Raw genomic sequence first — 14091 nt, forward strand, 5'->3', positions numbered from 1 at the left:
ACCGTCACCACCCAGGGACCCGGCCACATCGATGACTTCCCGCACCACCGCGCTCCGGCGCGCCTTTCCGCTCTGGCCGATACCGGCGCTCTGGACCCTGGGCCTCGGGCTCTGGGGGCTCTCGCGGCAGGACAGCGTCTGGCGGGACGAGGCCGCCACCTGGCAGGTGGCCCTGCGGTCCGCCGCCGGCATACGGGGCCTGCTGAGCCATGTCGACGCGGTGCACGGGGTCTACTACCTGCTGATGCACGGCCTGTTCGACTGGTTCGGGGCGACGACCACGACCCTGCGGCTGCCGTCCGTGCTGGCCATGGCGGTGGCGGCGGCCTGTGTGACGGCGATCGGCGGGCGGCTTGCCGGGCCGTGGGCGGGTCTGGGCGGCGGCATGGTGCTCGGTCTCCTGCCGGCCGTGCAGTTCTACCTCCAGGAGGGCCGCCCGTACGCCCTGGTCGCGGCGGCGGCCGGGATCTCGACGCTGCTCCTGGTGGCCCTGCTCCAGGGGCGCGGCGGGTGGGGGCGCTGGGTGGCGTACGCGGGCGCGGTCCTGGCCGGTGCGCTGCTGAACTGGTTCTCGCTGCTGATCCTGCCCGCGCATCTGGCGACGCTGGCGTGGAGCGGGGCCGGGCGCGGGGTGTGGGCGCGGTGGGCGGTGGCCTCGGCCGCCGCGGTGGCCGGTGCGCTGCCGCTGATCCTGTTCACGGCGGGCCAGGCCGAGCAGGTGTCCTGGATACCGCCGCTGACCTGGCACATGCTGATCGGCCCCGCCGTGCTGCTGGCGATCGGCGGGCTCGGCGCGCTGGCGGACCGGCCGGGGGCGGGGCGGCTCTCCCTGGCCTCGGTCGGGCTGCCCCTGCTGGCGGTTCCCCAACTGGGCCTGGTCGCGCTCTCGCTGGTCAAGCCGCTGTTCCTGGACCGGTACGTGCTGTTCAGCCTGCTGGGCCTGGCGCTGCTGACGGGCGCCGGGCTCGCGGCGGCGGTGCGGGCGGCGGCGCCCCGGTTCCCCGCGGCGTCGAGGTGGCTGGTCCCGGTGCTGCTGGCCGGGACGGTGGCGGCGCTCCTTCCGCAGTCCCTGGCCAAGCGGTCCCCGGAGAGCCGGGTGGACGATGTGCTGGCGACCACGGCGGACATACGGCGGCTGAAGGAGCCGGGGGCGGCGGTGGTGTTCCTGCCGAGCGCCCGGCGGGACACGATGCTGGTCTCCCCCGGCGCGTTCACCGGCCTGCGGGACATAGCGCTGGCCCGGGGCCCGCACGAGTCCGGGACGCTGAACGGGGTGGAGGCGGAGCCGGTTCGGATACGGGACGCGATGCTGGCGCAGCCGCGGATACTGCTGGTGACGGACACACCGGAGGCGGCCCGGCCGGAAGCGGAACAGCGGGAGAAGGTGAAGGCCGCCGTGTTGAGGGGCCACTTCACCGCGGTCGCGGACGCCCGGGTGCGCGGCCGGCGGGTGACGCTGTACGAGCGGAATTGACGGGGCGGGCACGGCGGTGACGGGGCGAGCACGGCGATGACCCGGGCGGGCCTCGCGCGCCCGGCGTCCGGCCGGCCTCGCGCGCCCGGCGTCGTACGGGTCCCGCGCGCCCGGCCTCGTACGGGCGCCCTCGCGCGCCCGGCGTCCGGCGGGCTCAGACCTTGATGACGGTCGGCCGGTGGCGCGGGAGCCAGAGGGCCATCACGAGGACCCCGGCGAGCAGGACCCCGCCCGCCGTACGGAAGGCCAGTGCGTAGCCGGCGGTCAGCTCGACCGGGTCCGCCCCGTCGTGGGTGCGGGCGGCGGCGACCGTGGAGAGCACGGCGAGGCCGAGGGCGCCGCCCATGGTGCGGGAGGTGTTGACGAGACCGGAGACGAGGCCGGCCTCGCCGGGGGCCGCGCCGGAGGTGGCGAGGGCGGCGAGCGGGGTGGAGGCGAGCCCGGCGCCCGCCATCATGAGCACCCCGGGCAGGCAGACGGCGGTGAGGTAGGAGCCGTGGACGGTCATCGTGGACTGCCAGCCGAAGCCGGTCGCGGCGACGGCGGCGCCGATGAGCGCGAGGTTCTTCGCGCCGACGCGGGCCATCAGCCGGGGCGCGGCCTTGGAGCCGAGCACCACGGCGAAGGAGGAGGGCATCAGGGCGAGTCCGGCCTCCAGCGCGCTGTAGCCCAGCACGTTCTGCGCGTACACCGTCATGAAGTACCACATGGAGAACGTGGCCGAGCCGATGACGACCATGGCGACGTTCGCGGAGGCCACCGGCCGCGCCGCGAGGACCCGCAGCGGCATCAGGGGCTTCGCCGTGCGGGTCTCCACCAGGGCGAACAGGGCGAGCAGCACGGGGCCGCCGAGCAGGGGTACGAGGGTCGGCGCGGCGGTCCAGCCGGACTCCTCGGTCTGCACGATGCCGTACGCCAGGGAGGCCAGGCCGGCCGTGACGAGGACGGCGCCGAGGAGGTCGATGCGGCTGCGGCCGCCCGTGCGGCCCTCGGCGAGCCAGAGCGCGGCGCCGATCAGGACGAGCACCCCGATGGGCACGTTGATCAGGAGGACCCAGCGCCAGGACAGGGTGTCGGTGAGCACCCCGCCGACCAGTCCGCCGGCCGCGCCGCCGCCCGCGCCGACCGCCATCCAGGTGCCGATGGCCTTGGTCCGCGCGGGGCCCTCGGGGACGGCCGCGGTGAGCAGGGTGAGGGTGGCGGGGGCGAGGACGGCCGCGCCGAGCCCCTGTGCGGCGCGGGCGGCGAGCAGTTGCCAGCCCTCCTGGGCGAGGCCGCCGGCCAGCGAGGCGGCGGTGAACAGGCCGAGGCCGACGAGGAACATCCGCTTGCGGCCGTAGAGGTCGGCGGCCCGCCCGCCCAGCAGCATGAACCCGGCGAACGCGATCGAGTACGCGTTGAGCACCCATTGCAGCCCGGCGGCGCTGAGCCCCAGGTCGGTGCGCATGGACGGGAGCGCGACGTTGACGACGGACACGTCGAGCACCACCAGGAACTGCCCCACACAGGCGGCGAGGACCACCGCCCAGGTGCGGGCCTTGATCCGGTCGGTGGGCGGTGCGGGCGTGGAGACGTCAACCATGGGTGTCATACTCGCAGCCGCCGTGCGCCCCGTACATCGGTTTCCGGTCCGGTCGGCCTCGGTCCAGCGGCGTAGGACCCGGGCCCTTCTCAACGGCGCAGCAGGGTCACCACCGCGGCGCCGCCGAGGCCGATGTTGTGGGCGAGCGCGGTGCGGGCGCCGGGTACCTGGCGGGCCCCGGCCTCGCCCCTGAGCTGCCAGGTCAGTTCGGCGGCCTGGGCGATTCCGGTGGCGCCGAGCGGGTGGCCCTTGGAGATCAGGCCGCCGGACGGGTTGACCACCCAGCGCCCGCCGTGGGTGGTGGCGCCGGATTCGGCGAGCGGCCCGGACTCGCCCTCGCCGCACAGCCCGAGCGCCTCGTAGGTGAGGAGTTCGTTGATGGAGAAGCAGTCGTGCAGCTCGATGACGTCGAGGTCGTCGGGGCCGGTGCCGGACGCCTCGTACACCTGCCGGGCCGCCTCCCGGGACATGGGCAGGCCGACCGCGTCGACGCAGGTCCCGGAGGCGAAGGAGGCCTCGGTGTCGGTGGTCATGGCCTGGGCGGCGATCTCGACGGCCCGCGTCCCGAGGTCGTGCCGCTCCACGAAGCGCTCGGACACGACGACGGCGGCGGCCGCCCCGTCGGAGGTCGGGGAGCACTGGAGCCGGGTGAGCGGGAGGTGGACGGGCTTGGCGGCGAGGACCTCGTCGACGGTGTACGGGGTCTGGAACTGGGCGTACGGGTTGCCGGCGGAGTGGCGGTGGTTCTTGGCGGCGACGGCGGCGAGCTGCGCCTCGGTCGTGCCGTAGCGCTCCATGTGCTCGCGGGCGGCGTTGCCGAATATCTGGGCGGTGGGCGGGGTCATCTCGAAGCCGTGGGCGGCGGCCATGACCGCGTAGTGGCGGGCGACCGGGGACGTCTTGAAATCGCTCGCGCCGCCGTCCGCCCCGCCGCCGCCGAGCGAGCCGCGCGCCATCTTCTCGAAGCCCAGCGCGAGGACGCAGTCGCTGCCTCCGCCCTCCACGAACTGCCGGGCCATCATGAGGGCGGTGGAGCCGGTGGCGCAGTTGTTGTTGACGTTGTAGACGGGCACCCCGGTCAGCCCGAGTTCGTAGACGGCGCGCTGTCCGGCGGTGGACGCCTGGAAGCAGTAGCCGGTGACGGCCTGCTGGATGTCGCGGTAGGCGAGCGAGGCATCGGCGAGGGCGGCGGTGCCGGCCTCCTTCGCCATGTCCCAGTACTGCCAGTCGCGGGTCTCGGGCTTCTCGAACTTCGTCATCCCGACGCCGACGATGTAGGACCTCATCATGATCACGGTTTCCCTTCAGTCCCGGGGGAGGCCGAGGATGCGCTCGGCGACGACGTTGAGCTGTACCTGGGTGGTGCCGCCCGCGATGGTCAGGCAGCGCGACATCAGGAAGCCGTGCACCGCCCGCTCCCCCGGCCCTTCGCACACCGCTCCCTCGGGGCCGAGGAGTTCGAGGGCGAGTTCGGCGGTCTTCTGCTGGTGCGTGGTCCGGACGAGCTTGCGTACGGAGGCGCCCGCGCCCGGTTCGAGCCCGGAGACCTGTTGGAGCGTGGTGCGCAGGCCGATGCAGGCCAGGGCGTGGGCCTCGGCGGCGAGGGCCCCGATCCGGGCGCGCTGGGCCCCGTCGAGTGCGGCGGAGCGGCCGATCAGCGCCTCCAGGCCGGTGTCGAAGGTCATCTGGTCGGCCATGTGGACGCGTTCGTTGCCCAGGGTGTTGCGGGCGACCCGCCAGCCGCCGGTGGGCTCGCCGACGAGCGCGTCGGGGGGCAGCAGCACGTCGTCGAAATACACCTCGTTGAAGAGGGCGTCGCCGGTGATCTCCTTCAGCGGGCGGATGTCGATGCCTTCGGTGTTCTTCATGTCCACGAGGAAGTAGCCGAGGCCCCGGTGCTTCGGCGCGTCCGGGTCCGTCCTGGCCAGGAGGATCCCGTGGTCGGCCCACTGGGCGGCGCTCGTCCACACCTTCTGGCCGTTGATCCGCCAGCCCTCTGGGGTGCGTTCGGCCCGGGTGCGCAGCGAGGCGAGGTCGGAGCCGGCGCCGGGTTCGGAGAAGAGCTGGCACCACAGGAGGTCGCCGCGCAGGGTCGGCGGGAGGTAGCGCTCCTGCTGCTCGGCCGTCCCGTGGGCGAGGAGCGAGGGCACCACCCAGGTGGCGATGGAGAGGTCGCTCAGCTTCACGCCCTGGGCGCGTAACTCCTGCTGGATTGCGAGCTGTTGTACGGGGCCGGCGTCCAGGCCGTGGGGTGCGGGCAGATGGGGGGCGGCGTAGCCGGTGGGGGCGAGGACGCGGCGGGCGGCCTTCGGGTCGAGGCCCCGGGCGGCGGCGACGGCCTCGCGGGCCGCGGCGCGGTGGGTCTCGGCCTCCGGCGGGAGTTCCAGGGCGAGTTCGCGGCGGGCCCCGGCGGCGGCGAGCCGTACCGCCCGCTGACGGTGGGTGTCGCCGGACCCGAGCAGCTGGCGGGCGACCAGGGCCCGGCGCAGATACAGGTGGGCGTCATGCTCCCAGGTGAAGCCGATGCCGCCGAGGATCTGGATGGCGTCCTTGGCGCAGCCGTACGCGGCGTCGAGCGCGGTGGCCGCGGCGAGGGCGGCGGTCAGCCCCCGTACGTCACCGCTCCGGTGCGGGTCGGTGGCCGCGCGGGCGGCGTCCCAGGTGAGGGCGCGGGCCTGTTCGAGGCGCACGAGCATGTCGGCGCAGAGGTGCTTGACGCCCTGGAACTGCCCGATGGGCCGGCCGAACTGCTCGCGGACCTTGGCGTGTTCGGTGGCGGTCTCCAGGGCGTGGGCGGCGGTTCCGCACGCCTCGGCGGCGAACAGGACGGCGGCCAGGTCGGTCACGAGGTCCGGGCCCAGGCGCAGCAGCCGCCCGGCGGGGACGTGGACGCCGGCGGCCCGGACCTCGGCGGTGGGCCGGGTCGGGTCGGCGCCGCGGTGGGGGCGCACGGTGAGCCCCGGCGCTTCGGCGTCCACGGCGAACCAGTGGACCGCGCCCTCGCGGGTGGCGGGGAGGAGGAGCAGTCCGGCGTCGGCTCCGGACAGGACGGGGGGCGCCACGCCTTCGAGCAGGTGGCCCTCGGCGTGCGGGACGGCGGTGAGGCTGCCGGGGCCGAGGGCGGCGGCGCCGGTGCGGCTGCCGGTGGCGAGGTCCCGGAGCAGCGCGTCCGCGCCGGCGGTGTGCAGGGCGGCGGTGGTGAGGGCGTGCGCCAGGTAGGGGCCGGGCAGCGCGGCCCGGCCGGCCTCTTCGAGGACGACGGCGAGGTCGAGGAGGTCGCCGCCGGAGCCTCCGTACGCCTCGGGCAGATGGATGGAGAGCAGGCCCTGTCCGGCGAGGCCGTCCCAGTACGCGGGGCGTGCGCCGGGGGGTGCGGGGGCGTCCGCGTCGAGCAGTTCGCGGACCGCGCCGGGGGGTACGGCTCTGGCCAGCCATCCCCGTACCGCCTGTGCGAGCGCCCTGTGTTCTTCGGTGATCCCGATACCCATGCGCATCCTCGCCGGTCGCAGCCATTGGAACGGCGCAAGAGTAGAACACGTTTCAATCTGACGGAAGGTCAGACGCAGGCTCGATCCCGACGGTCGTGAGGACCCGGGGGCGAGCGCGCCCCGTTCGCACCTGGTTCACCGGAATACGCCGTAGCCGAAGAAGGTTCACCCTGCACAGACTTGGCGGTCGACGCTGTCCACGACCGGGACACACGACCGTTCGCCCCACCCCTGTCGCCGCTCCCACCGCTGCCCGGAGGCCGCACGCATGCCACAGACGACGCACGAACAGCCCGCCGCGGAGCTTCCTGATCCGCGCGCGAGGGCGGGCCGGGGGATCGTCCCCGTCCTCGCCTTCGCGGGCATCACCGTCGCGGTGATGCAGACCCTGCTCGTCCCCGTCATCAAGGATCTGCCCGCCCTTCTGCACACCTCCCCCTCCGACGCGACCTGGGTGATGACCGCCACCCTGCTCGCCGGAGCCGTCTCCACCCCGATCATGGGGCGGCTCGGGGACCTGAACGGCAAGCGCAGAATGCTGCTGGCCAGCCTCGCCGTGATGGTCGTCGGCTCACTGATATGCGCCTTCACCGACGACCTCGTGATCATGATCGTGGGCCGCGCGCTCCAGGGCTTCGCCATGGGCGCGATCCCGCTGGGCATCGGCATCATGCGCGACGAGCTGCCGCGCGAGAAGCTCGGTTCGGCCATGGCCCTGATGAGCTCCTCGATCGGAGTGGGCGGCGGACTCGCGCTGCCCGCCGCCGCGCTCGTCGCCCAGCACACCGACTGGCACACCCTCTTCTTCGGCTCCGCCGGGCTCGGCGTGCTGGCCATGGTGCTGACCGTGCTGGCCGTGCCCGAGACCTCGTTGCGCGCCCCCGGCCGGTTCGACGTCGTCGGGGCGCTCGGCCTCTCGCTCGGCCTGGTCCTCCTGCTGCTGCCCATCACGAAGGGCGGCGACTGGGGCTGGGCCTCGCCCACCACGCTCGGGCTGATCACCGCTTCCCTGGTCGTGCTGGTGCTGTGGGCGCTGTTCGAGCTGCGCAGCGACGCCCCGCTGGTCGACCTGCGGACCTCGGCCCGCCGCGAGGTGCTCCTGACCAACCTGACCTCGATCATGGTCGGGGTCGCCTTCTACGCCGTCTCGCTGGTCCTGCCCCAGCTGCTCCAGCTGCCGAAGTCCACCGGCTACGGCCTCGGCCAGTCGATGGTGGTCGCCGGCCTCTGCGTGGCCCCGCTCGGCCTGACGATGATGTTCGTCGCCCCGCTGTACGCCCGGATCTCCGCCCGGCGCGGCCCGAAGGTCTCCCTGATCCTCGGCATGCTGGTCATCGCCGTGGGCTACGGGGCCGGGCTCGGCCTGATGAGCGCCGCCTGGCAGACCGTGTTGATCGCGGTGATGCTCGGCGCCGGCATCGGGCTCGCGTACTCCTCGCTGCCCGCCCTGATCATCGGCGCCGTCGACGCCTCCGAGACCGGCGCGGCCAACGGGCTGAACACCCTGATGCGCTCCATCGGCACCTCCGTGTCGAGCGCGGTGATCGGCATGGTCCTGGCCCACACCTCGACGCGGATGGGGACGGTCGCGGTGCCCACCATGCAGGGGTTCCGCATCTCGTTCCTCATCGCGACGGGCGCGGTGGTGGCCGGCCTCGTCCTGGCCTCGTTCCTGCCGTCGCGGCGCACCGCCACAGCCCCGGTCCTCCTGGCGAGCAGCGAGGGCGACGCGGCGGCCCGGCGCGCCGCCGCCGGGGCCCTGGACACCGGGGCCCTGGACACCGGGGCCCTGGACGCCGGAATCCTGGACGCCGGAATCCTGGACGCTGCCGGAGAGGCCGTCGTCCCGATCCCGCTGCCGGGCCCGCAGGGGTTCAGGGGCCGGGTGCTGGAGGCCGACGGGGCGCCGGTGGCCGGGGCCAATGTGACCCTGATCGACCGGCAGGGCCGGCAGGCCGGGCTCACCACCACCGACGCCTCCGGCCGCTGGGCGCTCACGGCCCCCGGCTCCGGCACCTTCGTGCTGGCCGTGTCCGCCACCGACTACGCGCCGCGCGCCTGGCCGGCGGCCTGCCCCGCGGGCGGCGGCGCGGTGGACACGGACCTGGTGCTGACGGTCAGCGCGCCGGAGCGTCGAACCGCGCTGCGGACGTGAGCAGCCGGGACACGTCCGTCCCCGCCGCCAGTTCCCGGGGCGCCGAGCCCCGCGTGAACAGCCGGGCGGGGCGGGCGCCGTCGACCCGGGCGGCCTCGCCCTCGACGCGCAGCCACGACCCCTCGCGCAGGCCGAGCACGGGCACGTCGTTCTCCTCCAGGAATTCGGTGAGCCGCTCCTCGCGGGTCTCGCCCTTGTGGGTGCTGTCCGGGTCCGGGTCGAGGTAGTGCGGGTTGATCTGGAACGGGACGAGGCCGAGCGTCTCGAAGGACGGCGGCTGCACGATGGGCATGTCGTTGGTCGTCCGCAGGGTGGGCGCCGCCATGTTCGTCCCGGCGCTCGCCCCCATGTACGGCAGCCCCACCCGCACGGCCCCGCGCACCGCGTCCCGCAGCCCGGTCCGGTACAGCGCGCTCAGCAGCCGGAAGGAGTTGCCGCCGCCGACGAACACCGCGTCGGCGGTCTCCAGCGCGGCGACCGGGTCGGTGTGTTCGTGGACGCCGTGCACACCGATCCCCGCCGGTTCGAGGGCGTCGCGGACGCGTGCGGTGTACGTGGCGTGGTCGGCGAGCGCGTAGGGCACGAAGGCCAGCCGGGCGCCCGCGGGCAGGAACGCGGTGACCGTTTCGAGGGCGTGTTCCAGGTAACCGCGGCCGTACTGGGTGGAGTTGGAGAGCAGGAGCAGATTCACGGGGTTCCTCTTCGGGGTTGCTCGGTCAGGTCGTGGGGGTGCGGCGCGTCCGGGGCTTCGGGCGCTGCGGCGGGTGGGTGAGGCGCTTCTCCAGCAGTCCGGCGGCGTGCCGCAGCGCTTCGAGGCGGTTCTCCGGCGCCCCGTCGAACCGCTCCTCGGCCCCGCCCAGGCTGAGGCTTCCGTAGGGTTCGCGGCCCAGGAAGACGGGTACGGCGACGGTCGCGATGCCGGTGTCGTACTCGCCGACCGTCCAGGCGTACCCCTGGGCGCGGACCTTCAGGAACTCCTGTTCCAGCGCGTCCGGATCGGTGACGGTCCGGTCGGTGAAGCGGGCCATCGGGCGTCCCCGGAACAGCCGGTGGCGCTGCTCGTCAGGCAGACAGGCGTAGAAGGACTTGGCCGTCGCCCCGGCGTGCGCCGGGTAGAGCTCGCCGACCAGCGGGTAGTAGCGCAGCGGTCCCGCCTCGCCCTCCTCGGCGGCCACGCACCGCATGTGGAAGCTGTCGGGCAGGCAGAACAGCACGGTGTCGCCGGTGACGCGGCGCAGCTCCTCCAGGACCGGTCCGGCCAGCAGCTCCAGTGATCCCGAGCGCTCCCAGAGCCTGCCCAGGCGCAGCACGGCGGGGCCGATGCGGTAGCGCCGGGTGGCCGGGTCGGAGACCAGGAAGCCGCGCCCCGCGAGGGTGGCGAGGAGGCGCTGCGCCACGGAGGTGTCCCAGCCGAACTCCGCCGCGACCTCGGTCACACCCCAGTCGGGCCGGGTCCGCTCGAAGGCCAGCAGCACGAGCAGCGCCCGGTCCACGGTTTGCAGGGCTCCGGCGGGGGTGCGCCGGTCCAGATCGAACTCCGCCATGGCCATCTCACCATTCAGACGTGAATTGCAGATAACGGGAAATCATTGCGCTCAACGCTATCCGATCCCGAATCTGCTCTCAGCACCCCGTCCGGGGCCTTGGCTCCCTGGCGGGCTCCGGACGGGTGTGACGGATGCGCGAGAAAGGCCCCCCATGTTGAAGTACGTACTGGACCTCGTCGACCTGCTCGACGACCCCCGGGCCAATGGCAGGACGGTCGTCGACTACCTGGACGCCGCGGCGGGGGCCGAGGGCTCGTCCGCACAGGTCACCACCGTCGCCGGTGAGCGGGGCTCGACGGACTTCGTGTCGGTCCGCGTCCCGGGTTCCCGGGGGCGTACGGCCGGGGGTGACGCCCGCACGCTCGGCGTCGTCGGCCGGCTCGGCGGTATCGGCGCCCGGCCCGAGGTCACCGGCCTGGTCTCCGACGCTGACGGCGCCGTCTCGGCGCTCGCCGCCGCCGCGAAGCTGCTCGACATGCGGCGCCGGGGCGACGTGCTGCCCGGCGATGTGATCGTCGCCACCCACATCTGCCCGAACGCGCCGACCGAGCCGCACGACCCGGTGCCGTTCATGGGCTCGCCCGTGGACATCGCCACCATGAACCGGCACGAGGTGACCGGCGAGATGGAGGCGGTGCTCTCCATCGACACCACCAAGGGCAACCGGATCATCAACCACAAGGGCCTCGCCCTGTCACCCACCGTCAAGGAGGGCTGGGTGCTGCGGGTCAACGAGCAGCTGGGCGAGCTGCTGGCCGTGGTGACCGGTGAGCCGTTGGTCACGTACCCCGTGACCACGCAGGACATCACGCCGTACGGTAATGGTGCACACCACATCAATTCGATCCTCCAGCCCTCCACCGCCACGGCAGCCCCCGTGGTCGGCCTGGCCGTCACCTCGGCCGCCGCGGTGCCGGGCTGCGGGACGGGCGCGAGTCATGAGAGCGACATCGCGTCGGCCGCCCGCTACGCCGTGGAGGTCGCCAAGGCCTTCGGCGGCGGCCGGCTGGACTTCCACGACGCCGTGGAGTTCGACAACCTCGTCAGCCGCTACGGCCCGCTGACCCACCTCCAGACCTTCGGCCGTACACCCCAGGAGTCCTGATGGCAGCCGCCCCTCAGTCCGGTGCCGTGGCCCGTGAGGCCAAGAGCATCGGCAGCGACGACTACTCGCTCTCGCGCGTCCCGCGTGACAAGCGGTTCGGTTTCTGGTCGATGCTGCTCCAGTGGCTGGCCCAGTCCGGTTCGATCTCGCAGTTCACGCTCGGCGCCACCATCGGTGTCGGGATGACCTTCGCCAACGCCTTCTGGGCGTTCACGCTGGGCGCGGTGATCCTGGAGGTCGTGATCTTCGCCATCGGCCTGGCCGGGATGCGCGAGGGTCTCGCCACCCCGATGCTGACCCGCTGGGTGGGCTTCGGCCGCAACGGCTCCGCGCTGGTCAGCTTCGTGATCGCGGTCAGCCTGGTCGGCTGGTTCGGTGTCCAGAACACGATCTTCGGCGACAGCGTCTCGGCGCTGGTCGGCGGACCGTCCTGGATGTGGTGCGTGCTCGCGGGCATCGCCATCACCGCCCTGGTGATCTTCGGGTTCAAGTACATGGCGAACTTCGCGAAGATCGTCACCCCGCTCTTCTTCGCGATGGTGGCCTTCTCCGTCATCCGCACGCTGAACGACCACTCGCTGAGCGAGCTGATCCACTCGCCGCCGCCGGGCGACACGATCCCGCTGGCCGTCGCCGCCACCGCCATCGCGGGCGGCTACATGACGGGCGCGATCGTCTCCCCGGAGATGACCCGCTACAACCGCAAGGGCTCGCACGTCTTCCTGCAGAGCGCCTCGTCCATGATCCTCTCCGAGTACATCGTCGGCCTGACCGGCGTGCTCCTGGGCCACCTGGTCAAGAGCAGCGAGGTCTCGCACATCGTGCTCTCCACCTCCGGCGCCTTCGGTGTGCTCGTCGTCCTGATGTCCACGGCGAAGATCAACGACTGGAACCTGTACGGCTCCTCGCTCGGCGTCGTCAACTTCTTCCAGGTCGTCTTCGGCAAGCGCGTCCACCGCGGGGCGGTCACCATCGTCCTCGGCGTCGCCGGAACGCTTCTGTCCGCGGTCGGGATCATGAGCCACTTCACCGAGTTCCTCACGATCCTCGGCGTCGCGATCCCGCCGATCGGCGGCATCATCGTGGCCGAGTACTGGATCGTCAAGCGGATGCGCAGGCCGCTGGACGAGACCCGGGCCTCCGAGACCCTGCCGGCCTCCTCGCCGACCTGGGTCCCCGCGTCCCTCGCCATCTGGGTCGTCGCGTTCTGCGTCGGCAAGTTCTACGACGGCGGCATCCCGGCCCTGAACTCGCTGGCCACCGCCTTCGTCCTGTACAGCGTCCTGGGCCTGCTGGGCTGGATCAGGCCCTACGGCACCTCCGCCCTGGACGACGAGGACGGCACCACCCCCGCCGCCCGCACCACCACCCCCGTGGGAGCAGCATGAGCACCGCATCCGATTCCCCCGCCCTGGTCCCGGCCTCCGACGAGGCCCAGGCCGAGGTCGTCGACCTCTGCGCCGAGCTGATCAGGTTCGACACCTCCAACCCCACGAGCGACGAGCGCGCGAGCGCCGAGTGGGTGGCGGCCCGCCTCGCGGACGTGGGCATCGCCTCCGAGCTGATCGAGTCGGCGCCGGGCCGGGCCAGCGTCGTCGCGCGGATCGCCGGGCGCGACCCGGAGCGCGGCGCCCTGCTGGTCCACGGCCATCTGGACGTGGTGCCGGCCGACGCCTCCGAGTGGCAGGTGCCGCCCTTCTCCGGCGAGATCCGGGACGGCTACCTCTGGGGCCGGGGCGCGATCGACATGAAGGACACGGTGGCCGTGATGCTGGCCACCGCCCGGCACTTCGCCCGCACCGGGACGACGCCCTCGCGCGATCTGGTCCTGGCCTTCCTCGCCGACGAGGAGGCGGGCGGCAAATTCGGTGCCCACTGGCTGGTCGAGCACCGCCCGGAGCTGTTCGCCGGGGTCACCGAGGCGATCGGCGAGGGCGGCGGGTTCTCCTTCGCCATCGACGGCACCCGGCGGCTCTACCCGATCGAGAACGCCCAGCGCGGCATGGCCTGGATGGAGCTGACCGCCACCGGCCGGGCCGGTCACGGCTCGTCCCCCAACGACGAGAACGCGGTCACCGACCTCGCGGAGTCGCTGACCCGGATCGGCCGCGAGACCTTCCCGGTCCGGCTGATCGAACCGGTCCGCGCCCTGCTCGAAGAGGCCGCCCGGCTCTACGGGGTCGAGTTCGACGAGGACGACATCGAGGGCAGCCTCGCGAAGCTGGGCCCGGTCGCCGACTTCATGCAGGTGGTCCTGCGCAACTCGGCGAACCCCACCATGTTCGACGCCGGCTACCAGACCAACGTCATCCCCGGAAAGGCCACCGCCCGTGTGGACGGCCGCTTCCTGCCCGGCCACGAGCAGGAGCTGATCGACACCATCGACAGGCTCCTGCTGCCCTCGGTCAGCCGCGAGTGGGTCAACCACGACATCGCGATGGAGACGGCGTTCGACGGCCCGCTCGTGGACGCCATGTGCGCGGCGGTGCGCGCCGAGGACCCGGACGGCCACCCGGTGCCGTACTGCAACCCGGGCGGCACGGACGCCAAGGCCTTCACCCACCTGGGCATCCGCTGCTTCGGCTTCAAGGGCCTGAAGCTCCCGCACGACCTGGACTACGGCCGCCTCTTCCACGGGGTGGACGAGCGCGTCCCGCTGGAGGGCCTGCGCTTCGGCGTCCGTGTCATGACCCGCCTCTGGCAGAGCTGCTGAGCCCGCGCGCCCCCGCCGTACGCCCCC

The 14091-nt window shown here is 73.2% G+C and carries 10 protein-coding genes; 5 read left to right on the plus strand and 5 right to left on the minus strand.

Features of this window, described 5'->3' with window-relative positions; translation table 11 throughout:
* Positions 1-31: 31 nt before the first annotated feature.
* Positions 32-1474 (plus strand): glycosyltransferase family 39 protein, encoded by a 1443-nt coding sequence (locus B082_RS0134665; protein ID WP_018556368.1) that lies wholly within the window; start codon positions 32-34, stop codon positions 1472-1474.
* Between the two features lie 154 nt (positions 1475-1628).
* Here the strand turns inward: B082_RS0134665 and B082_RS0134670 are convergent, their stop codons facing one another.
* From B082_RS0134670 to B082_RS0134680, 3 genes are all read right to left on the minus strand, one after another.
* Positions 1629-3065, minus strand: coding sequence for an MFS transporter (locus B082_RS0134670; RefSeq protein WP_018556369.1), 1437 nt, complete (start codon positions 3063-3065; stop codon positions 1629-1631).
* Positions 3066-3145: 80 nt separating this feature from the next.
* Positions 3146-4342, minus strand: a complete 1197-nt coding sequence (locus B082_RS0134675) for a lipid-transfer protein (RefSeq protein WP_026250495.1) — start codon at positions 4340-4342, stop codon at positions 3146-3148.
* A gap of 18 nt (positions 4343-4360) precedes the next feature.
* A complete protein-coding gene (locus B082_RS0134680) occupies positions 4361-6544 on the minus strand; it encodes an acyl-CoA dehydrogenase (protein WP_018556371.1) in 2184 nt (727 codons plus the stop codon).
* A gap of 268 nt (positions 6545-6812) precedes the next feature.
* Here B082_RS0134680 and B082_RS0134685 point away from each other — a divergent pair, with 268 nt between their 5' ends.
* Positions 6813-8699, plus strand: a complete 1887-nt coding sequence (locus B082_RS0134685; RefSeq protein ID WP_018556372.1) for an MFS transporter — start codon at positions 6813-6815, stop codon at positions 8697-8699.
* On the opposite strand, the gene pepE is transcribed toward B082_RS0134685, so the two are convergent.
* Both pepE and B082_RS0134695 read right to left on the minus strand, forming a co-directional pair.
* Positions 8662-9390 (minus strand): dipeptidase PepE, encoded by a 729-nt coding sequence (pepE, locus tag B082_RS0134690; RefSeq protein ID WP_018556373.1) that lies wholly within the window; start codon positions 9388-9390, stop codon positions 8662-8664. The genes B082_RS0134685 and pepE overlap by 38 nt on opposite strands.
* Positions 9391-9415: 25 nt before the next feature.
* Complete coding sequence (locus tag B082_RS0134695; protein ID WP_018556374.1) at positions 9416-10249, minus strand: IclR family transcriptional regulator; 834 nt, start codon at positions 10247-10249, stop codon at positions 9416-9418.
* A gap of 148 nt (positions 10250-10397) precedes the next feature.
* Between B082_RS0134695 and B082_RS0134700 the strand changes: the two genes are divergently transcribed.
* From B082_RS0134700 to B082_RS0134710, 3 genes are read left to right on the plus strand one after another with little or no spacing between them, the layout of a single operon-like run.
* Positions 10398-11351 carry a DUF1177 domain-containing protein gene (locus tag B082_RS0134700; RefSeq protein ID WP_018556375.1) on the plus strand — a complete coding sequence of 318 codons (954 nt, stop codon included), beginning with the start codon at positions 10398-10400 and terminating at the stop codon, positions 11349-11351.
* Complete coding sequence (locus tag B082_RS0134705; RefSeq protein WP_018556376.1) at positions 11351-12739, plus strand: cytosine permease; 1389 nt, start codon at positions 11351-11353, stop codon at positions 12737-12739. The genes B082_RS0134700 and B082_RS0134705 overlap by 1 nt, the downstream gene beginning before the upstream one ends.
* On the plus strand, positions 12736-14064 hold the full coding sequence (locus B082_RS0134710) for a M20/M25/M40 family metallo-hydrolase (RefSeq protein WP_018556377.1): 1329 nt from the start codon (positions 12736-12738) through the stop codon (positions 14062-14064). Before B082_RS0134705 ends, B082_RS0134710 begins: the two co-directional genes overlap by 4 nt.
* Positions 14065-14091 lie beyond the last annotated feature (27 nt).

It is taken from the genome of Streptomyces sp. ATexAB-D23, assembly GCF_000373645.1.
GTDB classification, from domain to species: domain Bacteria; phylum Actinomycetota; class Actinomycetes; order Streptomycetales; family Streptomycetaceae; genus Streptomyces; species Streptomyces castrisilvae.